The 18521-nt window shown below is 72.8% G+C and carries 18 protein-coding genes; 8 read left to right on the top strand and 10 right to left on the bottom strand.

The genetic code is table 11. The features are described from left to right. The first annotated feature begins 102 nt into the window (after positions 1–102). A complete protein-coding gene (locus AB5J54_RS12065; protein ID WP_369149297.1) occupies positions 103–747 on the top strand; it encodes a TetR/AcrR family transcriptional regulator in 645 nt (214 codons plus the stop codon). 125 nt (positions 748–872) lie between these two features. Further along, entirely contained in the window at positions 873–1652 is a 780-nt protein-coding gene (locus AB5J54_RS12060) for a bifunctional DNA primase/polymerase (protein ID WP_369143925.1), read from the top strand. Positions 1653–1674: 22 nt separating this feature from the next. Here AB5J54_RS12060 and AB5J54_RS12055 read toward each other — a convergent pair whose 3' ends face one another. Genes AB5J54_RS12055 through efeO form a run of 4 tightly spaced genes read right to left on the bottom strand, consistent with a single transcriptional unit; the run spans position 1675 to position 6018 of the window. Then, positions 1675–2700 carry a hypothetical protein gene (locus tag AB5J54_RS12055; RefSeq protein ID WP_369143924.1) on the bottom strand — a complete coding sequence of 342 codons (1026 nt, stop codon included), beginning with the start codon at positions 2698–2700 and terminating at the stop codon, positions 1675–1677. After that, entirely contained in the window at positions 2669–3538 is an 870-nt protein-coding gene (gene efeU, locus AB5J54_RS12050) for an iron uptake transporter permease EfeU (RefSeq protein ID WP_369143923.1), read from the bottom strand. Before efeU ends, AB5J54_RS12055 begins: the two co-directional genes overlap by 32 nt. Before the next feature lie 19 nt (positions 3539–3557). Continuing rightward, a complete protein-coding gene (efeB, locus tag AB5J54_RS12045; RefSeq protein ID WP_369143922.1) occupies positions 3558–4829 on the bottom strand; it encodes an iron uptake transporter deferrochelatase/peroxidase subunit in 1272 nt (423 codons plus the stop codon). A gap of 31 nt (positions 4830–4860) precedes the next feature. Then, on the bottom strand, positions 4861–6018 hold the full coding sequence (efeO, locus tag AB5J54_RS12040) for an iron uptake system protein EfeO (RefSeq protein WP_369143921.1): 1158 nt from the start codon (positions 6016–6018) through the stop codon (positions 4861–4863). 268 nt (positions 6019–6286) lie between these two features. Here efeO and AB5J54_RS12035 point away from each other — a divergent pair, with 268 nt between their 5' ends. Further along, entirely contained in the window at positions 6287–6955 is a 669-nt protein-coding gene (locus AB5J54_RS12035; protein ID WP_369143920.1) for a PhzF family phenazine biosynthesis protein, read from the top strand. Positions 6956–6959: 4 nt separating this feature from the next. Here the strand turns inward: AB5J54_RS12035 and AB5J54_RS12030 are convergent, their stop codons facing one another. Together AB5J54_RS12030 and map are read right to left on the bottom strand one after the other, a co-directional pair. Then, on the bottom strand, positions 6960–7610 hold the full coding sequence (locus AB5J54_RS12030; protein ID WP_369143919.1) for a heme oxygenase (biliverdin-producing): 651 nt from the start codon (positions 7608–7610) through the stop codon (positions 6960–6962). 114 nt (positions 7611–7724) lie between these two features. After that, the gene (map, locus tag AB5J54_RS12025) at positions 7725–8582 is read right to left on the bottom strand and encodes a type I methionyl aminopeptidase (RefSeq protein ID WP_369143918.1); all 858 of its coding nucleotides are present in this window, start codon (positions 8580–8582) and stop codon (positions 7725–7727) included. Between the two features lie 61 nt (positions 8583–8643). Here map and AB5J54_RS12020 point away from each other — a divergent pair, with 61 nt between their 5' ends. Further along, positions 8644–8877, top strand: coding sequence for a hypothetical protein (locus tag AB5J54_RS12020; protein WP_369143917.1), 234 nt, complete (start codon positions 8644–8646; stop codon positions 8875–8877). A 117-nt stretch (positions 8878–8994) separates the two neighbouring features. On the opposite strand, the gene AB5J54_RS12015 is transcribed toward AB5J54_RS12020, so the two are convergent. Continuing rightward, positions 8995–10299: an MFS transporter gene (locus AB5J54_RS12015; protein WP_369143916.1), complete on the bottom strand. Its 1305-nt coding sequence runs from the start codon at positions 10297–10299 to the stop codon at positions 8995–8997. Between the two features lie 126 nt (positions 10300–10425). On the opposite strand from AB5J54_RS12015, the gene AB5J54_RS12010 reads away from it, so the two are divergent. The 3 genes from AB5J54_RS12010 (at position 10426) to AB5J54_RS12000 (ending at position 12045) form a co-directional block, all read left to right on the top strand. Further along, positions 10426–11028, top strand: coding sequence for a hypothetical protein (locus tag AB5J54_RS12010; protein ID WP_369143915.1), 603 nt, complete (start codon positions 10426–10428; stop codon positions 11026–11028). A 56-nt stretch (positions 11029–11084) separates the two neighbouring features. Then, positions 11085–11783 carry an NADPH-dependent F420 reductase gene (npdG, locus tag AB5J54_RS12005; RefSeq protein ID WP_369143914.1) on the top strand — a complete coding sequence of 233 codons (699 nt, stop codon included), beginning with the start codon at positions 11085–11087 and terminating at the stop codon, positions 11781–11783. A gap of 82 nt (positions 11784–11865) precedes the next feature. Further along, on the top strand, positions 11866–12045 hold the full coding sequence (locus tag AB5J54_RS12000) for a hypothetical protein (protein WP_369143913.1): 180 nt from the start codon (positions 11866–11868) through the stop codon (positions 12043–12045). A gap of 19 nt (positions 12046–12064) precedes the next feature. Here AB5J54_RS12000 and AB5J54_RS11995 read toward each other — a convergent pair whose 3' ends face one another. Continuing rightward, complete coding sequence (locus AB5J54_RS11995) at positions 12065–12859, bottom strand: site-2 protease family protein (protein WP_369143912.1); 795 nt, start codon at positions 12857–12859, stop codon at positions 12065–12067. A gap of 450 nt (positions 12860–13309) precedes the next feature. On the opposite strand from AB5J54_RS11995, the gene AB5J54_RS11990 reads away from it, so the two are divergent. Beyond that, the gene (locus AB5J54_RS11990) at positions 13310–16591 is read left to right on the top strand and encodes a BTAD domain-containing putative transcriptional regulator (RefSeq protein WP_369143911.1); all 3282 of its coding nucleotides are present in this window, start codon (positions 13310–13312) and stop codon (positions 16589–16591) included. 15 nt (positions 16592–16606) lie between these two features. Here the strand turns inward: AB5J54_RS11990 and AB5J54_RS11985 are convergent, their stop codons facing one another. After that, the gene (locus AB5J54_RS11985; protein WP_369143910.1) at positions 16607–17467 is read right to left on the bottom strand and encodes an ABC transporter permease; all 861 of its coding nucleotides are present in this window, start codon (positions 17465–17467) and stop codon (positions 16607–16609) included. After that, the gene (locus AB5J54_RS11980; protein WP_369143909.1) at positions 17464–18474 is read right to left on the bottom strand and encodes an ATP-binding cassette domain-containing protein; all 1011 of its coding nucleotides are present in this window, start codon (positions 18472–18474) and stop codon (positions 17464–17466) included. The genes AB5J54_RS11985 and AB5J54_RS11980 overlap by 4 nt, the downstream gene beginning before the upstream one ends. Positions 18475–18521: the final 47 nt, after the last annotated feature.

Here is an 18521-nt window from a genome sequence, read left to right as displayed (position 1 = left end):
AGTGGCGAGACGACCCGTCTCGCCTGCTGCTAGATTGAGGTCATGCCCGCTCCCGAGTCCCGTCCCGAGTCCGACGCCATGTCCGCCCCGAAGTCCGGCCCCATGTCCGAGGCGGCGTCCGCGCCCCGGCCCGCCAAGGCCGCCCCCGACGCCTCCCGCCGCAGCGAGCGCTCCCGCCGCGCCATCTTCGACGCCGCCCTCGCCCTCGTCTCCGAGACCGGCTACGCGAAGACCACCATCGAGGGCATCGCCGCCCGCGCCGGCGTCGGCAAGCAGACCATCTACCGCTGGTGGCCCTCCAAGGCGGCCGTCCTCCTCGACGCCTTCCTCGACCTCGCCGCCCGTGCCAACGAAGCGCTCGGTGGCGATGCCGACAGTGAGATCCCCGACACCGGAGACCTCGCCGCCGACCTCAAGTACGTCCTGCGCGCCACCGTCGACGAGATGACCGACCCCGCCTTCGAGGGCCCCACCCGCGCCCTCGCCGCCGAGGGCATCGTCGACCCCGAGCTCGGCGCCCGCTTCACCGAGGCCCTCCTCGAACCCCAGCTCCAGTACTACGTCCGCCGCATCGAGGCCGCCCAGGCCAAGGGCGACATCGACCCCGGCGTCGACCCCCGCGTCGCCGTCGAACTCCTCGTCGGACCCCTCCACCACCGCTGGATCCACCGCACCCTGCCGCTCACCCACGCCTACGCCGACACCCTCGTCGATCTCGCCCTGCGCGGCCTCGCCCCCCGCGCCTGACCCCGTGCCCGCCCCCGCTCCCGCCCGCTGTGACCACCCCGGTTCCGCACTCCGGTCACCCGGGGCGCAGGATGGTGGGACCATGGGCAGAGCCGAACGGGCGAGCATGAGGTGTGAGGGGATAGATGGGCGACGGCATCGGCCGCTACCGCGGCACGGAGAGCAAACTCGCACAGTGGCTGCGCAGGCGCCCCAAACGCACCGCGGCCGACGACGAGAACGACCGCGAGAAGCTGCTCCTGGCCACCGCCGCCGCCGGGCTGCCCCTGGCCCCCGCCGCGTACCCCGTCGGCTACAGCTGTTCCTGTGAGCGGATCGGCTGTCCCACCCCCGCCCGGCACCCCGTCTCCTTCGCCTGGCAGACCCAGTCGACCACCGACCGCGGCCAGATCGAGCGCTGGGCGCGGAACGCGCCCGAGGCGAACTTCATCACCGCCACCGGCATGGTCCACGACGTCCTCGACGTCCCCCTCGCCGCCGGCCGCGCCGCCCTGGAGCGGCTCCTCGACGAGGGCGTCGAGGTCGGGCCCGTCGCCGAGTCCGCCGACGTCGACACGGTCGGCGGACGGATGCTCTTCTTCACCGCCACCCGCGGCACCCCCGAGGACGAGGACGAGTGGTGGCCGTGCGAGCTGGACTGCCACCCCGAGACCATGGACGAGCACCCGGGGCTGCGCTGGCACTGCCGCGGCAGCTACGTCCTCGTCCCGCCCGCCCGGCTCCCCGGCGACGAGGACGCCCACCCGGTCGTCGCCTGGCTTCGCGGCCCCGAGCACCCGCTGCCCGACCCGCTGAACCTCCTGGAGGCCCTCCAGGACGCCTGCGCCCGCCACGTGGCCGAGCGCGAGGCGGACGGGGACGGGGAGCACCAGGCCCACGAGATCGCCTGGCCGCTGACGCGCTGAGCCCGGGGCGCCCGGCGCAGGGCTACGAGCCCTCCGCGCCCACCACGCCCTGGAGCCGGCCCGCGATCCTGACCCCGTCGCGGTCCGTGCCCGCCGGCTTCACGAGGACCGCCTGGCTGGACACCCACTCCCGGGTGACCGTGTTCTTGATCTCGCCGGTCAGCAGTGCCTTCGTGTCGGCGCCGACCTTCGGCCGGTAGCCCTTGGCCGTCGTCTGCCGCTCGAAGTACCGGATCGCGAAGAAGACCAGCGCGCCGCCGTCCCGGGTCCGCAGCGCGAGCGGCGCGAAGTCCCCCCGGTCCGCGACCTGGTCGATGTACTGGGTGGCGATGCCCGGCCGCTTGGCGGCCTTCTGCCGCTGCGCCCGCCACTCCGTGGTGTGCAGGCCCGGCGCGAACGGCCCCGGCTGCCCGTCCTTCAGATACGCCACGTACTTCTCGCCGAGCTCCCCGGGCGCGACCGCGACCGCGTCGCTGTCCGCGGCGACCGGCACCGCGTACCCCTCCTCCTCGGCGAACGCGGGGACGTCGCCCCGGGGGAGGATCGCGAGGTAGGCGGCCTCCCACAGCTGCTCGGGCCCGTTGCGCACGAAGACGAGGAGCCAGCGGTCGTCGCCTGAGCCCCGGTTGGAGGCGGTGTCCGCGACGAACCAGCGCGGCCAGCCCGCCTTGCGGGGCAGCACGAAGCGCGCGTCCGTCAGGGCGAGGGGCTTGTGGTCCGGGTTGCCGCCGGGCGTGTTGATCGACCGCGCGCGCAGGCCCGCCTGGTTGATCGCCCCGAGCGGACCGGTGACCCGGCCCGCGTCCAGGGCCGGGTCATAGGCCTTGTCGGCCTTGTTGTAGGCGGTGGTGAAGTCCGTGAGGGCCTGCGCGGCCTCGGCCTTCGTCGCCGGCGGCAGCAGCGCCAGCTCACCGTGCACGGTCACGCAGCCGCTCGCGGTCAGCGTCAGGACGGTCGCCGCCGCCGTCGCCGCGAGGAACCTCGCCGGCCGGCGGTCCCCGGAGGGCGACCACCGCTCAAGCGCTCGCCTCAGCCTCAGCCTTCTCATCGGTCGCCTTCTGCTTCTTCACCCGCACGGACGGACCCGACCCTATCGGGGCCAGGAAGAGCGCGAGCGTCGGGATCAGATACAGCGCCCACACCGTGACCTGAAGGACCGTCGGATCCGGCTGGAAGTTGAAGACGCCCTTGAGGAGCGTGCCGTACCAGCTGTCCGGCGGGATCGTCGCGGAGATGTCGAAGGCCTTGTCCGAGAGGCCGCCGAGGAAGCGGGCCTCCTGGAGGTCGTGCACGCCGTACGCGAGCACGCCCGCCGCCACCACGACCAGCATCCCGCCGGTCCAGGTGAAGAACTTCGCCAGGTTGATCTTCAGCGCGCCCCGGTAGAACAGCCAGCCGAGGAGGACGGCCGTGAGCAGGCCCAGGACGACGCCGATCAGCGGCGCGTACGAGCCGTCCGAGGAGGCCCGGACCGAGGCCCACACGAAGAGGGCCGTCTCCAGGCCCTCGCGGCCCACCGCGAGGAACGCGGTGGCGACCAGCGCGCCGGTGCCCATCTGGAGGGCCGCGTCCAGCTTGCCGTGCAGCTCCGTCTTCAGGTGCCGGGCGGTCCGGCGCATCCAGAAGACCATCCAGGTCACCAGACCCACGGCGAGGATCGACAGCGAGCCGCCGAGGGCCTCCTGCGCCTCGAAGGTCAGTTCCTGGGAGCCGAACTCCAGGCCGGCGCCGAAGGCCAGGGCCACGCCGACGGCCACGCCGATGCCGATCCAGATCGGCCTCAGCGCGTCCCGGCGCCCGGTCTTCACCAGGTACGCGATGAGGATGCAGACGACGAGACTGGCTTCGAGGCCCTCGCGGAGGCCGATCAGATAGTTTCCGAACACGTCGGTTCTTCCTCCTCCGTTATGCGAACAGCGCCCGGCCCCACCAGTCGTCCTTGTCACGGACGCCCGGCGGGACGGCGAACAGCGCCGAACCCACGTGCTGGATGTATTCGTTGAGGGCGTCGGACGCCAGCGAGGTCTGCACCGGGATGAAGCCGGTCCGGACGTCCTTCTGGTACGCCAGGAAGAACAGGCCCGTCTCCAGCCGGCCGAGGCCGTCCGTGCCGTCCGTGAAGGAGTAGCCGCGGCGCAGCAGCGTCGCGCCGTTGTTGCTGTCCGGGTGGGCGAGCCGGACGTGCGAGTCCGGCTTCATCGCCTTCAGGAACGGCTCGTCGTGCTCCTTGGCCTTGCCGACCGGGGCGCCTTCCTTCTTGTCCCGGCCGAAGATGTCCTCCTGCTCGGCGAGCGGAGTCCGGTCCCAGATCTCGACGTTCATGCGGATGCGGCGGGCGACGAGGTACGAGCCGCCGTCCATCCAGGCCGCGCCGCCCTCGGCGTCCTTGCCGGAGACCCACACGTGCTTCGCGAGCCGGTCGGTCTCGGTGCCCGCGATGTTGCGGGTGCCGTCCTTGAAGCCGAAGAGGTTGCGCGGGGTCTGGGCGTCCGGGGTCGTCGAGGACGTCTTGCCGAAGCCCAGCTGCGACCAGCGCACCGCGACCTTGCCGAAGCCGATCCGCGCGAGGTTGCGGATGGCGTGCACGGCGACCTGCGGGTCGTCCGCGCAGGCCTGCACGCAGATGTCGCCGCCGCTGCGCGCCGGATCCAGGTTGTCGCCCGGGAACTTGGGCAGGTCCACCAGGGCCCCGGGCCGCTTGTCCTTCAGCCCGAAGCGCCCGTCGAAGAGCGAGGGGCCGAAGCCGATCGTCAGGGTGAGACGGGAGGGCTTGAGACCGAGGGCCTCGCCCGTGTCGTCCGGCGGGGCCTCCGGCAGGCCGCCGTAGGCGCCCTCGCCGACCTCCGCGCCGGCCGTCATCCGCTCGGCGGCCCGCGTCCAGTCCTTGAGGAGCTGGATCAGCTCCGCGCGGTCCTTCGTCTTCACGTCGAAGGCGGCGAAGTGCAGCCGGTCCTGCACGGCGGTCGCGATGCCGGCCTGGTGCGGGCCGTGGAAGGGCACGGCCCCGCCGGTGTCGGCGACCGGGGCGGTGGTGTCCCCCTCGCGGGTCAGCGCGACGGCGCCGCCGGCCGCGGCGGCACCGAGCGCGAGCCCGGCACCGCCCCAGCCGATGACCGTGCGGCGGGAGGGCGCGGCAGGCTCGGCGGCCGCGGTCTGCTCCTGGGTGTCCTCGGACATGTCGGTGTTCCCGTCCCTGATGCTTCGACGACTACTTGACGACCGCGGCGGCGAGCTTGGAGAGCGGCTCGGCCAGCGCGTTGACGCCGTCGGAGAGTTCCTTGCGCTCGGTCTTGCCGACCTTGTCGTAGGAGGTGAAGACGTAGCCGCTCTTGTCCGCGCGGTACTTGTCGAGCAGCGTGTTCAGCGCGGCGAACTGCTTGTCGAGTTCGGCGACGAGCTTCGGGTCGTTCTTCGCGGCGACCGGCTTGAGCAGCTCGAAGGACTTCTGCGCGCCCTCGACGTTCGCCTTGAAGTCGACGAGGTCGGTGTGGGAGTAGCGCTCCTCCTCGCCGGTGACCTTGCCGCTGGAGACCTCGTCCAGGAGCTCCTTGGCGCCGTTGGCCATGGAGGTCGGGGTGATCTCGGCCTTGCCGACCCGCTTCACCCAGTCGGCGAGGTCCTTGTCGAGGAGGTCGGCGAGCTGCTTCTCGCGGTCGCCGATCTTCTTGTCCTGCCAGAGCGCCTTCTCCAGGCGGTGCCAGCCGGTCCAGTCCTTCGCCGGGTCCTGGCCGTCCTCCAGGCCGTCCTCGCGGACGTCGACCTTGGGGTCGATGTCGCCGAAGGACTCGGCGACCGGCTCGGTGCGCTCCCAGCCGATGCGGGAGTCGGCGTAGGCCTTCTTCGCGGCCTCGACGTCACCGGCGCGGACGGCGTCGGTGAAGACCTTCACCTTGGGGAGGGTCTCGTCGGCCTGCGCCTGGACGTACTGGCGGTAGGCGGCGACGGCCGCGTCCATCTCGGGGGAGCGCTTGGCGGTCGCGGCGCCCTTGCCGGTCGCCTTGACCTGCTGGCGGATGCCGTCGCCCTTCATGCCGGGCTTGCAGGCGATGGCGTAGTCGCCGGCCTTGATCTCGGCGGTGATGGTGGCCTTGGTGCCGGGGCCGATGTTCTCGCGCTCGGTGACGATCCGGTCGTCCGGGAAGAGGACGTAGACCTCGGTGATCTTGGAGCCGCGGTTCTCGACGGCCAGCTTCACGTGCCCGGCCGGGAACTCCTTCTTCGAGACCTCGCAGGAGTCGTCCTTGGCGACGACGGTGATCGCGCCGTCCTCCGCCTTGGAGTCGCTTTTCTCCGCGCAGCCCGTGACGGCGGTCAGAGCGGCCGCGGTCGCGGCGGCGGTGACGACGGAGAAGCGGACGGCTCGCATGAGGACTCCAGGAACGCGGGGGACGGTGCTGAGGCGGACCTAACTTAACCGAGGCTTACCTCAGCAATACCCACCCGTCCAGTGATTCAGCTCTCAGGCCGGGCGTATCGGACACGGTGGGGTCACGGAGTCTCCATGGCTGCCTCATGACTTGGTCAAGGACAGGTCAAGGGGGGTGGATTGTCCCGTTTCCGGTTACGCGTCAGTACGCGTACGGGGGAAGGGCGGTACGGCCCCGTCGGGGTGCGACGGGTGGTTGAATTCCGGCATGAACACGACCGCCACTGACATCGACGTCCTCCGGGTCTTCTGTGCGGGCGACGGCCGGCACGGCAACCGCCTCGGGGTCGTACGGGACGCCCGTACCCACCCCGACGAGTCCTCCCGGCAGGCGCTCGCCAAGGAGCTCGGATTCAGCGAGACGGTGTTCGTCGACGACCCGGAGCGCGGGATCGTCGACATCTACACCCCCGGCCTGCGGCTGCCGTTCGCCGGACACCCGCTCGTCGGCGCCGCCTGGCTCCTCGACCTGGAGGTCGTCCACCCGCCGGCCGGCGAGGTGTGGGTGCGCGGGGACGGCGAGTTCACCTGGATCGAGGCGCGCGCCGAGTGGGCGCCGCCCCGCACCCTGCGCCAGTACGGCTCCGTCGCCGAGGTGGACGCCCTCGACGTGCCCGAGCCGGGGGAGTGGATCTACGCCTGGGCCTGGGAGGAGGAGGCCGCCGGCCGCATCAGGGCGCGGGCCTTCCCGGGCCGCGGCGACGGCATCGACGAGGACGAGGCGACCGGCGCGGCGGCGCTGCTCCTCACGGCAAAGCTCGGGCGGGCCCTGAACATCACCCAGGGCCGGGGTTCGCAGCTGCTCACCGCCCCCGGCCCCGGCGGCATCGTGGAACTCGGCGGACGCGTCCGCCTGGAGGGGGTGATGACCCTCTGAGCGCTCATGCGCTCAGGGAGTACTCCCCGCCCAGCTCCCGGAAGACCGCGCTGTTGAAGTCGAAGGCGCGCTTGCACTCGTCGACGATCCGCTGCTTCTCCAGGTCGTCGGCGTTCACCCCGTCGAGCAGCTCCCGGTAGGCCCGCTTGAACGCCGCCGGGTTGGAGATCTCCTCGAAGACGTAGAAGCGGACGCCGTCGCCCTTGCGGTCGAAGCCCCAGGTCCGCTCCGCCTTGTCGCGGATGATCTGACCGCCCGACAGGTCGCCCAGGTAGCGCGTGTAGTGGTGGGCCACATAGCCGGCCGGCCAGTCACGGGCGCACTCGGCGACCCGCTCCGCGTAGGCGACGGTGGCGGGCAGCGGGGAGACCCCGTCCCGCCAGCCGGGGCCGCGCAGATGGGCGAGGTCCTGCTCCAGGGCGGCCGTGCGGAAGAGCTCGGGCTGTATGAAGGGCCCGGCGACCGGGTCCTCGCGCAGTGCGTCCGCGCCCTCCTCCAGGGCCCGGTACACGAACCAGAGCTGCTCGGTGTACCGGGCGTACGCGTCGACGGCCAGCCGTCCGCCCAGCAGGTCACCCATGAAGGACGAGGTCTCCGCCTCCGTGTGCTGCTCGTGCGAGGCCGTGCGGATGAGCGTCGAGAAGGGCGTGTCCAAGGCGTGCCTCCGAGACCGATGGGACGGGAACCAGTGACGATCCTGCCTAGTTAGGCTTACCTAAGTCAACTGGTTCCCGACGTCCTGTCGGTAAAACGGTACCCATTCCCGGGGTCAGGGCAACGTAAGGATTTCGGCCCCGCTCTCGGTCACCACGAGCGTGTGCTCGAACTGCGCCGTCCGCTTCCGGTCCTTGGTCACCACGGTCCAGCCGTCGTCCCACATGTCGTAGTCGTGCGTGCCGAGCGTCAGCATCGGCTCGATCGTGAACGTCATGCCGGTCTTGATCTCGGTGGTGTGGTGGGGCGAGTCGTAGTGCGGGACGATCAGGCCGGAGTGGAACGACGAGTTGATGCCGTGCCCGGTGAAGTCCCGAACGACGCCGTAGCCGAAGCGCTTGGCGTACGACTCGATGACCCGACCGATGATGTTGATCTGACGGCCCGGCTTCACCGCCTTGATGGCCCGGTTCAGGGATTCCCGGGTGCGCTCCACGAGCAGCCTCGACTCCTCGTCGACATCGCCGCAGAGGTACGTGGCGTTGTTGTCGCCGTGGACGCCGTTGATGAACGCGGTGACGTCCAGGTTCACGATGTCGCCGTCCCGCAGGACGGTGGAGTCCGGGATGCCGTGGCAGATGACCTCGTTGATCGAGGCGCACAGCGACTTCGGGAAGCCGCGGTAGCCCAGCGTGGACGGATAGGCGCCGTGGTCGCACATGTACTCGTGCGCGACCCGGTCGAGCTCGTCGGTGGTGACACCCGGGGCGATGTGCTTGGCGGCCTCCTCCATCGCCTGTGCGGCGATGCGGCCGGCGATCCGCATCCGTTCGATGGTGTCGGAATCCTGCACCTCGGGCCCGGTGTACGGGGCCGGTGCGGGCTTCCCGACGTACTCGGGGCGGCGGATGGAGCCCGGAACGGAGCGGTGGGGGGAGAGCTCCCCCGGTACGAGAAGCGACTGGCCAGACATGCCAGCGAGTCTAACGACCGGGTCTGGGGCAGCATGGTCCCGAAGGAAGGAGCCGAAGACGATGGCCCTGTTCAAGAAGCGCACGGTGGGCAAACCGGGCGAGTGGTACTACTGCCTGGAACACAAGAAGGTCGAGGAGGGCCCCGAGTGCCCGGCGAAGGACCGCTTCGGCCCGTACGCCAGCCGTGAGGAGGCCACCCACGCGATGGAGACCGCCCAGGAGCGGAACCTGGAGTGGGAGACGGATCCTCGCTGGCACGACGCCGGCGGGAAGGGCGGGACCCCGGAGGAGTAGGAGAGCCGGTGGCGCCCGGGCCCCGTGGGTCCGGGCACCGCGCAGCCCGGGCGCCGGGGGCTCGCAGGGCCTCCGGCGTCCCGGCCCCCGCGAGGGCGCCGGGCCCCGCGGGGCCGCTCAGGCGGCCTCCGCGGCCTCCCGCCGTGTCGCCTCCTGCTGGGCCTTGCGCCGCAGGGAGTCCTCGTCCGTCGTCGCGTCGTACGTGAGGAGCTTCGGCAGCGCCAGGCAGAGCAGGCCCACCGAGACGACGCCCGCCACGCCGCCCGTCCAGACGGACGCCCGGGTACCGGTCCAGCCGGCCATCGCACCCGCCCGGACCTGGCCCAGCTGCGGTCCCACGCTGTAGGAGAGCACCTCGATGCCGGCGAGCCGGCCGCGCAGCTCCTCCGGGATCGTCTGGTTCCAGATCGTGGCCCGGCCGAGCCCGCTCAGCATGTCGCCCGCGCCCGCGAAGGCCAGGCACAGCAGCACCAGCCACACGTTCCCGAACCAGCCGGCCGCCGCGATCGCCAGACTCCAGCCGGCCGCGCCCCCGGCCACGAGCAGCCCGTGCCGCCGCACCTTCGAGGTCCAGCCGCTGGTCAGGCCGAGGACGAGGGAGCCGACCGAGCCCGCCGCGTACATCAGACCGAGCGACCATTCCGCGTCCAGCTCGTCCGCGAGGAACGGGAAGATCGTGTTCGGGAAGGCGAAGAGCATCGCCGCCAGGTCGATCACGTACGTGCCGAGCAGCACCGGCCGCGACCAGGCGTACCGCGCCCCCTCCGCGATGCCCCGCAGCGAGGGCTTCTCCGCGTCGTGCGCGGGCGGCGCGGGGGCGAGACGGCGGCACATCAGGACCGAGACCGCGAAACAGGCGACCGTCGCCCCGTACGCGGTCGCGTGACCCGCGTACGCCACCACCAGACCCGCGACCGCCGGCCCCGCGATCGAGCCGATCTGCCAGCGCAGCGAGTTCAGCGCGGCCGCCGCCGTCTGCTGGTCGTGCGGCACGATCCGGGCGAGCAGCGAGTCGAGCGCCGGACGCTGGAGCCCCGCGAGCGCCGAGACCCCGGCCGCGACCACGTACAGCGGCCACAGCATCGGGTCCGGGAGCAGCGAGTTCAGCAGCAGGAGCGCGGCGAGCAGCCCGAGGCCCGCCTCCGTCCAGAGGATCACCTTCCGCCGGTCGACCGCGTCCGCGAGCGCCCCGCCGTACAGGCCGAACACCACGAGCGGCACCAGCTCGACCGCGCCCATCGCGCCCACCGCGAGCGGCGAATCCGTCAGCTCCTTGATCTGCAGCGGCAGGGCGATCATCGCCATCGCGCTGCCGAAGTACGTGACGAGCCCCTGCACCCACAGCAGCCGGAAGTCGGCGGAGGAACGCCACGGCGCGAGATCGGGAAGCAGGGCGGAGAGCCTGGAGAGAGGGGAGGACACGAGAGGTCATGCTCCGTCGGCCAGGTGTAGGGGGCAACCGAATTACGGGCTCGCGGCCGCTCCCGTACGGGTGGAAGCTCGCCGATCGGCCGCGCGCGGACCCCGGCTCGGGCAGGATGCGGGCCCATGGATGCCGTACGGGTCGCGTTGCTGCGGGAAGTGCTCGCCGGGACGGAATGGCCGGGGGCCGCCCGCCGGTTCGCGGGCGCGCTCCGGTCCTCCGTCGTGCCGCACCGGGGCGGACTCCTCCTCGTGGGCACGGCGGAGTACGAGCCCTGGCACCTGGCGGCGCACCTGGTCGACGAGTCCGCCTGGTCGGGCCTCCCGGAACTGGCGCCGACGCTGGTACGGCACCGGGTCCGGACCGGCGACCCGGCGCACCTGGCCGTCGGCCTCGGCCGCCTGGAGGCCGCGGGGCGCGGCGCGACGCTGCTCATGGTGGCGCCCGAGCGGCCGGACGCGGGGCTGCTCCAGCGGGTGCACGACGCCCGGCGCGCGGGGGCGACGGTGCTCACGCTCGACGGGGGCGACGAGGAGGTGCGGGGCCTCGCGCACGAGACGCTCACCGTGGCGGAGGACGCCGGGGTGGACCTGGACACCGTGCAGCACCTGGTGAGCGCGGCGGCCGGCGAGAACAGCCTGCCGTCCCCCCGCGGATCCCGCCGCTTCCGGGACCGCCTCTCGGACCTGGCGGACCGCCTGACGGCACCGCCACCGGCGCGCTGGTAGAGAGGCCGCGGTCGCGCCCGTCCCGGTGGGCCCGACCGGTCGGTAATGTCGGGGCCATGACTACGACTGAGAGCAAGCCCGCCCCCAAGGACCCCTGGGACCTCCCCGACGTCTCCGGTCTCGTCGTCGGCGTCCTCGGCGGCACCGGCGACCAGGGCCGCGGCCTCGCCTACCGGCTCGCCAGGGCCGGCCAGAAGGTGATCATCGGCTCCCGCGCCGCCGACCGCGCGCAGGGCGTCGCCGCGGAGATCGGCCACGGCGTCGAGGGCGCCGACAACGCCGAGACCGCCCGCCGCAGCGACGTCGTGATCGTCGCCGTGCCGTGGGACGGCCACGCCAAGACCCTGGAGTCCCTGCGCGAGGAGCTCCGCGGCAAGCTCGTCGTGGACTGCGTCAACCCGCTCGGCTTCGACAAGCAGGGCGCCTACGCCCTCAAGCCCGAGGAGGGCTCGGCCGCCGAGCAGGCCGCCGCGCTCCTCCCGGACTCCCGGGTCGCCGCCGCCTTCCACCACCTCTCCGCGGTCCTCCTCAAGGACACCTCCATCGAGGAGATCGACACGGACGTCATGGTCCTCGGCGAGGAGCGCGCCGACGTCGAGATCGTCCAGGCCCTCGCCGGCCGCATCGCCGGCATGCGCGGCGTCTTCGCCGGCCGGCTGCGCAACGCCCACCAGGTCGAGTCGCTCGTCGCCAACCTCATCTCGGTCAACCGCCGCTACAAGGCGCACGCGGGCCTGCGCGTCACGGACGTCTGAGCCGGTCCCGTCGCGGATCGGGGCATGGGGGACACTGGACGGGCACGAAACGCCGTACCCGGACCCTCAGGAGTCGACCCCCATGCCCCGCCTCGCCCTCTACGCCCTCGTGGTCTGCGCCCTGGCCGTCGCCGCGGCCGTCGTCTCCTTCGTCGAGGGCAGCTTCCTCGGCGTCGTCTGGGTCCTCCTGGCGGGCCTCTCCTCGAACATGGCCTGGTACTACATCCGCCGCGCGAAGGTCCAGGCCCGCGCCGAGGGCTAGGGCCGTGTGACCCTGGGCCCTAGACCTGGCAGAACTCCGGGGTCTCCTGCCAGAACCGGAACAGCTGCGAGCCGCAGTACCGGCTCAGCTCCGGCACCCCGAGGGCCTGCATCAGGGCGTCGATCGCGTCGAAGAAGGCGTTGTTGACCGCCGGCACGAACAGCAGCGCGATCACGATGAAGAAGCCGTACGGCGCGTACGGCTCGATCTGCCGCTTCACCTTGTACGACAGCCAGGGCTCCACCACCCCGTAGCCGTCGAGCCCCGGCACCGGCAGGAAGTTCAGGAGCGCCGCCGTCACCTGGAGGAACGCCAGGAACGCCAGCGCGTACTGGAACGCCGGCGGCACGCCGTCGAGCGCGCCCAGCCAGAACGGCGCCGTGCAGACCAGCGCGAACAGCACGTTGGCCAGCGGGCCCGCCGCCGAGATCAGGCTGTGCTTCCAGCGGCCCCTGATCCGGCCCTGCTCGATGAAGACCGCGCCGCCCGGCAGACCGATCCCGCCCATGATCACGAACAGCACCGGCAGGATGATGCTCAGCCACGCGTGCGTGTACGCGAGCGGGTTGAGCGTCAGATAGCCCTTGGCGCCCACCGTGATGTCGCCGCCGTGCAGGGCGGTCCGGGCGTGGGCGTACTCGTGCAGACAGAGCGACACCACCCAGGCCGAGGTCACGAAGAGGAACACCGCGAGGCCGGGCGAGGCGGCGAAGTCCGTCCACACCGCCCAGCCGGTGACGGCCATGACGGCGAGGATCGCCAGGAAGACGGGGCTGATCCGTCGTTCGTGGCGCCGGGTGGTGGCCGTGGTCATCTCGGGGGCTCCCAGGGGGACGAAGGTCAGATGCCCGAGAAACGTACCGACCCCGCCGCCGAGTTCCACCGGGCGGGCCCCCCGCCCGCCTCCGTGTGGGCCCGCGCCCGTCCTGGGCGGTGCCCCGCGCCCACCCCCGTGTGGGCAATCGTCCCGCTGGGGCGGGACGGGTGGGCACACGGGACGGCGCCCTCTGCGGCGCCTGCGCGTTCCGCGCCTGGACCCGCACCGTCTGCACCGAGCTGGTGATGCGGGTTCAGGCGCGGGAGCCTCTGGCGCCGGCAAGGCGCGGGTCCGTTGTGCCCACCCGTTCCGCCCTGCGGAACGATTGCCCACAACGGGGTGGGCGCCGTCCGGGCGGGTGGGCTCCGCCCCGGCGGAACGCATGCCCACAACGGGAGTGGGCTCCGCCCCGGCGGGACGCATGCCCACAACTGCGGCTCGCGGAGAATGGGGGGCGTGCGTTACTTCGTGCTTGGTTCGACACGCGTCCGTGAGGGCGACGGCCCCGACCTCCCCCTCGGCGGCCCCCGCGTCCGCGCGCTGCTCACCGTCCTCGCCCTGCGGGCCGGCCGGACCGTCCCCGTGGGCGACCTCGTCGACGAGGTGTGGCACGGCGACGAGCCGCCCGCCGACGCGCCCGCCGCGCTCCAGGCCCTCGTCGGCCGGCTCCGCAGGGCCCTCGGGCGGGACCGGGTGGTGTCCGCCGAGGGCGGCTACCGGCTCGACGCCCGGCCCGAGGACGTCGACGCCCGCCGTTTCGAGCGCCTCGCCGCAGAAGGCATGGCCGCCGCCGACCCCGCCCGCGCCGCCGCCCTCCTCGACGAGGCCCTCGGGCTCTGGCGCGGCCCGGCGCTCGCCGATCTGCCGGACCGGGACGCGGAGGCCGCCCGCTGGGAGGCCCGCCGGCTCGACGCCCGCCGGGCGAGGCTCGACGCCGCCCTCGCGCTCGGCGGGGCCGCCGGCGCCCTGCCCGAGCTCACCGCCCTCTGCGAGGCCCACCCCCTCGACGAACCGCTCCAGGCCCTCCGGATCCGCGCCCTGCGGGACACCGGCCGGGCGGCCGAGGCGCTCGCCGCGTACGAGTCGGTCCGCCGCGCCCTCGCCACCCGCCTCGGCACCGATCCGTCACCCGCCCTGCGCGCCCTCCACGCGGAGCTCCTGAACCCGGCGCCCGCCCCGGCACGGGGCAATCTGCGTGCCCGGCTCACCAGTTTCGTCGGGCGCGACGAGGAGATCGCCCTCGTCCGGGACGACCTGCGCGGGGCACGGCTCGTGACGCTGCTCGGGCCCGGCGGGGCCGGGAAGACCCGGCTGTCGCAGGAGGCGGCCGAGCGCGGCACCGGCGACTGGCCGGACGGCGTGTGGGTGGCGGAGCTCGCCCCCGTACGGGACCCGGAGGCCGTCCCCGAGGCGGTCCTCGCGGCCGTCGGCGCCCGCGAGACCGTGCTGCGCGGCGCCGGCGCCGAGGAGCTGCGCGGCGGCGGCGACCCGCTCGCCCGGCTCGTCGAGCACTGCGCCGGACGGCGGATGCTGCTCCTCCTCGACAACTGCGAGCACCTCGTGGCCGCGGCCGCCGAACTCGCCGAGACCCTCCTCGCCCGCTGCCCGGAGCTGCGGGTGCTCGCCACGAGCCGGGAGCCGCTCGGCGTCCCGGGCGAGGCGGTCCGTCCCCTCGGCCCGCTGCCGGAGGGGATGGCGCTGCGGCTGCTGGGGGAGCGGGGCGCGGCGGTCCGTCCGGACTTCCGCGTCGAGGACGACCCGGTCGCGGCGGGCGAGGTCGTGCGGCGCCTCGACGGCCTGCCGCTGGCCATCGAGCTGGCGGCGGCCCGGCTGCGGATGCTGACCCTGCGCCAGATCGCGGACCGGCTCGACGACCGCTTCCGGCTGCTGACCTCGGGCGCCCGGACCGTACTGCCCCGGCAGCAGACCCTGCGCGCGGTCGTCGACTGGTCCTGGGACCTCCTGGACGAGGCCGAGCGTGCCGTACTGCGCCGGCTGGCCGTCTTCACGGGCGGCTGCGACCTGGAGGCGGCCGAGGCGGTGTGCGACGGGGAGAAGACTCCCGTCCTGGACGTGCTCGGGGCCCTCGTCGACAAGTCCCTCGTCGTCGCCGCGCCCGCCGAGACCGGCATGCGCTACCGGCCCCTGGAGACCGTCGCCGAGTACGCCGCCGAGCGGCTCGACGAGGCCGGGGAGCGGACCGCCGCCGAGCGCCGGCACCTCACGTACTACCGCGAACTCGCCCGCCGCACCGACCCCGAGCTGCGTGGCTCCGGACAGGCCGGGGCCATCACCCGGTTCGGCACCGAGTACGGGAACATCCGCACCGCCCTGCGCCGGGCCGTCGACGCCCGGGAGGAGGACGAGGCGCTGGTCCTCGTGCACTCCCTGCTCTGGTACTGGCAGATGCGCGACCTGCGCGCCGACGCGCTGCACTGGGCGGAGTCCGTCGCCGCGCTCGGCCCCGACCCGTTCGGTACGCCCGCCGCCCCCGTCGTACCGCTGCACGAGCCGTGCACCGCCACGCCTCCGCCGCTCTCCGAGGAGCAGCGCTGGGAGGCCCGGCGCGGGGTGCGGCTGATCGAGCTGATCAACATGGACTACGAGACGGGCCGCTGGATGACCCCCGCCGGCGTCGAGCGGCTGCGGCGGATCAACACGATCTATCCGCCGGGGCTCCCGCAGACCTGTCGGCTGCCGGGCTCCTTCACGGTCTTCGCGGTCCTCCTCATGGGCGAACCGGGCCGCATGGGCGAGGCCCTGGAGGCGCACGTCGGCGCCTGCCGCCGCCACGGCGACGAGTGGGAGCTCGCCCACGCCCTCCAGCTGCGCGCCAACATGCTGGCCAACCGGGGCGACCTGGCCGAGCGGGCGAGCGCCGACGCGGAGGAGAGCCTGGAGATCTTCGTCCGCCTCGGGGACGCCTGGGGCGCGGCCGAGGCGCTGTCCTCGCGCGCCGAGGCCAGGGAGCGGCGGCTCGAGTTCGAGGGCGCGGCCCAGGACTTCGCCGACGCCATCGCGTACGCGGAGCGGATCGGCGCCCAGTCCCAGATGGCCCTGCTGCGCGCCCGCTACGCCGACATGCTGATCGAGACCGGCCGCGGCGAGGAGGCGGAGCGGATCCTGCGCCAGGTGGTGGAGGGCGAGCACGGGCGCGGCCACGAGCCGATGCTGGCCGGGCGGATCTTCCTGGGGCTGCTGCTGGGCCGGACCGGCCGGACGGCCGAGGCGCGCGAGCAACTGGAAAGGCTGCTCGACGAGTTCCGCTCCGACAGCCTCTTCAGCTCCGAGACGTTCTCCATCTTCGAGGGCTTCGCGCTCGGCAGCCTGGCCTGGGTGCACAACCTGGAGGAGCGGTACGACACGGCGTTCGAGCTGTCCCGGCGGGCGTACGAGCGCTCCCTGGGCGCCCTGTCGCTGATGGTCGCCCCGCAGATGCCGGCGATCCATCTGGTCACCGCGGCCTGGGCGCTCGCCGGGTTCGGCGGCCCCCGTGCCCGTACCGCCGCCGTCCTGCTCGGCGGGTACGAGGGGCTGCTGCCGCCGGGGCACCTGGCGCCGCCGATGGAGCGGGAGAACCTGGCGCGGGCGACGGAGCTGTGCCGGGCCGCGCTCGGCGACGAGGAGTTCACGGCGACATACGCGGAGGGCGGCGGCCTCTCCAAGGAAGAGGCCGCCGCCCTGCTCGGTCGCGCCGCCGACGCGATCAGTGAGCGCGCCGAGTCATGATCCCCCGGTCGGGACTCAGGTCTTCTTGCGGAACTTGGCGACCGCGAGCGGTGCCGTCACCAGGGTGATCAGCGCCGCCCAGCCGAGGGTCATCCACACCGAGTGGGCGACCGGGCCGCCGTTGATGAGGTGGCGGGCGGCGTCGGCGAGGTTGGACAGCGGGTTGTAGTCGGTGAAGGTCTGCAGCCAGCCGGGCATCGTCGTCGGCGGGGCGAAGATCGAGGAGCCGAACTGCAGCGGCATCAGGACGAGCATGGCCATGCCCTGGACGGCCTGGGCCGTCTTCATGGTGAGGCCGAGCAGGATGAAGATCCACATCAGGGCGGCGCCGAAGACCATCGAGAGACCGATCGCGGCGAGGAGGTGCAGGAACGAGGTGTGGATCGTCAGGCCGAGCAGGAAGCCCATGCCGAGCAGGATCGTGGTGGCGATGAGCATCCGGCCCACCTCGACGACGATCTTCGCGATGAGGACCGAGGAACGGGCGATCGGCATGGTCCGGAACCGGTCCATGACGCCCTTCTTGAAGTCGTCGTTGATGCCGGTGCCGACGCCCATCGCGATGTTCATGCCCATCATGGCCATCAGACCGGGCGTCACGTAGTTGACGTAGACGTCGTTGTTGCCCTTGCCCGCGATCGCGCCGCCGAAGACGTACACGAACAGCAGGATGAAGATGATCGGCATCAGGACGGCGTCGAACATCGACTCCGGGTCCTGCTTGATCTGGAGGGCGTTGCGCCGGGCGAGGGCGCCGATGTGGCGGAGGTTGGCCCGCAGGCCGATCCGGCCCTCCGCGACGGGTGCGGTGCGTGCCGCGGCCGGACCCGGATCCCGGGTGTCGGCGGGGGACTTGGTGACAGTGGTCGTGCTCACGCGGCGACCTCCTCGGTGATCGCGTCGGAAAGTTCGGCGTCGGCGGTCTTCTGGCCGGTGATCGCGAGGAACACCTCGTCCAGGCTGGGCAGATGGGTGCCGATGTGGGTGATGCCGAAGCCGCGGGCGCCGAGCAGGCCCACGACGGCCGTCAGCTGCTCGTCGGCCAGGATCGGCACGTAGAGGGCGCCCTCGTCGGGCACGACGGTCGAGCCGGCGACCCCGTCGAGACCGGTCTCGCGGAGCGCGGCGGCCATGGCGGACAGGTCGGCCGGGTCCGCGGGGCGGATCTTCAGGGTCCGGCCGCCGACCTTCGCCTTGAGCTCGTCGACTCCGCCCTTGGCGATGACCCTGCCCTTGTCGATGACGGTCAGCTCGTTCGCGAGCTGCTCCGCCTCCTCCATGTACTGGGTGGTGAGCAGGACGGTCGCGCCCTCGGAGACCATGCGCTGCACCTCGTCCCACACCTCGTTGCGGGTGCGGGGGTCGAGGCCGGTGGTCGGCTCGTCCAGGTAGAGGACGGCGGGCTGCCCGATCATCGAGGCGGCGAGGTCGAGGCGGCGCCGCATGCCGCCGGAGTAGTTCATGGCCGGGCGCTTGGCGGCGTCGGTGAGGGAGAAGCGCTCCAGCATCTCGTCGGCGCGGCGGCGGGCGTCGGCGCGGGAGAGGTCGAGCAGCCGCCCGATCATGTAGAGGTTCTCCCAGCCGGACAGCTTCTCGTCGACCGAGGCGTACTGACCGGTGAGGCCGATGGTGCGGCGCAGCTGGCGGGGGTGCTTCACCACGTCGTAGCCGGCGACGGTGGCGGTCCCGGCGTCCGGGACGAGGAGGGTGGACAGGCAGCGGACGAGGGTGGTCTTCCCGGCGCCGTTGGGCCCGAGGACCCCGAGGACGGTGCCTTCCCGGACGTCGAGGTCGACCCCGTCGAGGGCCTTCGTCGCGCCGAAGTGCTTCACGAGGCCCCGGACCTCGACGGCGTTGGTGTGTGATCGCGTCATGTCCACCATGGAACAGGGGCCCACCGACAATCCCCCTACAGACGACCGACAGCCCC

Source organism: Streptomyces sp. R44, assembly GCF_041053105.1.
Lineage (GTDB): Bacteria > Actinomycetota > Actinomycetes > Streptomycetales > Streptomycetaceae > Streptomyces.
This window is presented reverse-complemented; position numbering and strand designations above follow the sequence as displayed.

What these genes read in the sequence shown, in the direction of transcription:
- AB5J54_RS12035 (WP_369143920.1), top strand. Translation starts at nt 6,287, where the DNA reads ATGAACACGACCGCCACTGACATCGACGTCCTCCGGGTCTTCTGTGCG.
- map (WP_369143918.1), bottom strand. Translation starts at nt 8,582, where the DNA reads ATGTCTGGCCAGTCGCTTCTCGTACCGGGGGAGCTCTCCCCCCACCGC.
- AB5J54_RS11995 (WP_369143912.1), bottom strand. Translation starts at nt 12,859, where the DNA reads ATGACCACGGCCACCACCCGGCGCCACGAACGACGGATCAGCCCCGTC.
- npdG (WP_369143914.1), top strand. Translation starts at nt 11,085, where the DNA reads ATGACTACGACTGAGAGCAAGCCCGCCCCCAAGGACCCCTGGGACCTC.
- AB5J54_RS11980 (WP_369143909.1), bottom strand. Translation starts at nt 18,474, where the DNA reads ATGGTGGACATGACGCGATCACACACCAACGCCGTCGAGGTCCGGGGC.
- efeB (WP_369143922.1), bottom strand. Translation starts at nt 4,829, where the DNA reads ATGTCCGAGGACACCCAGGAGCAGACCGCGGCCGCCGAGCCTGCCGCG.
- AB5J54_RS12055 (WP_369143924.1), bottom strand. Translation starts at nt 2,700, where the DNA reads ATGAGAAGGCTGAGGCTGAGGCGAGCGCTTGAGCGGTGGTCGCCCTCC.
- AB5J54_RS11990 (WP_369143911.1), top strand. Translation starts at nt 13,310, where the DNA reads ATGGGGGGCGTGCGTTACTTCGTGCTTGGTTCGACACGCGTCCGTGAG.
- AB5J54_RS12000 (WP_369143913.1), top strand. Translation starts at nt 11,866, where the DNA reads ATGCCCCGCCTCGCCCTCTACGCCCTCGTGGTCTGCGCCCTGGCCGTC.
- AB5J54_RS12020 (WP_369143917.1), top strand. Translation starts at nt 8,644, where the DNA reads ATGGCCCTGTTCAAGAAGCGCACGGTGGGCAAACCGGGCGAGTGGTAC.
- AB5J54_RS12060 (WP_369143925.1), top strand. Translation starts at nt 873, where the DNA reads ATGGGCGACGGCATCGGCCGCTACCGCGGCACGGAGAGCAAACTCGCA.
- efeO (WP_369143921.1), bottom strand. Translation starts at nt 6,018, where the DNA reads ATGCGAGCCGTCCGCTTCTCCGTCGTCACCGCCGCCGCGACCGCGGCC.
- AB5J54_RS12010 (WP_369143915.1), top strand. Translation starts at nt 10,426, where the DNA reads ATGGATGCCGTACGGGTCGCGTTGCTGCGGGAAGTGCTCGCCGGGACG.
- AB5J54_RS12065 (WP_369149297.1), top strand. Translation starts at nt 103, where the DNA reads ATGTCCGAGGCGGCGTCCGCGCCCCGGCCCGCCAAGGCCGCCCCCGAC.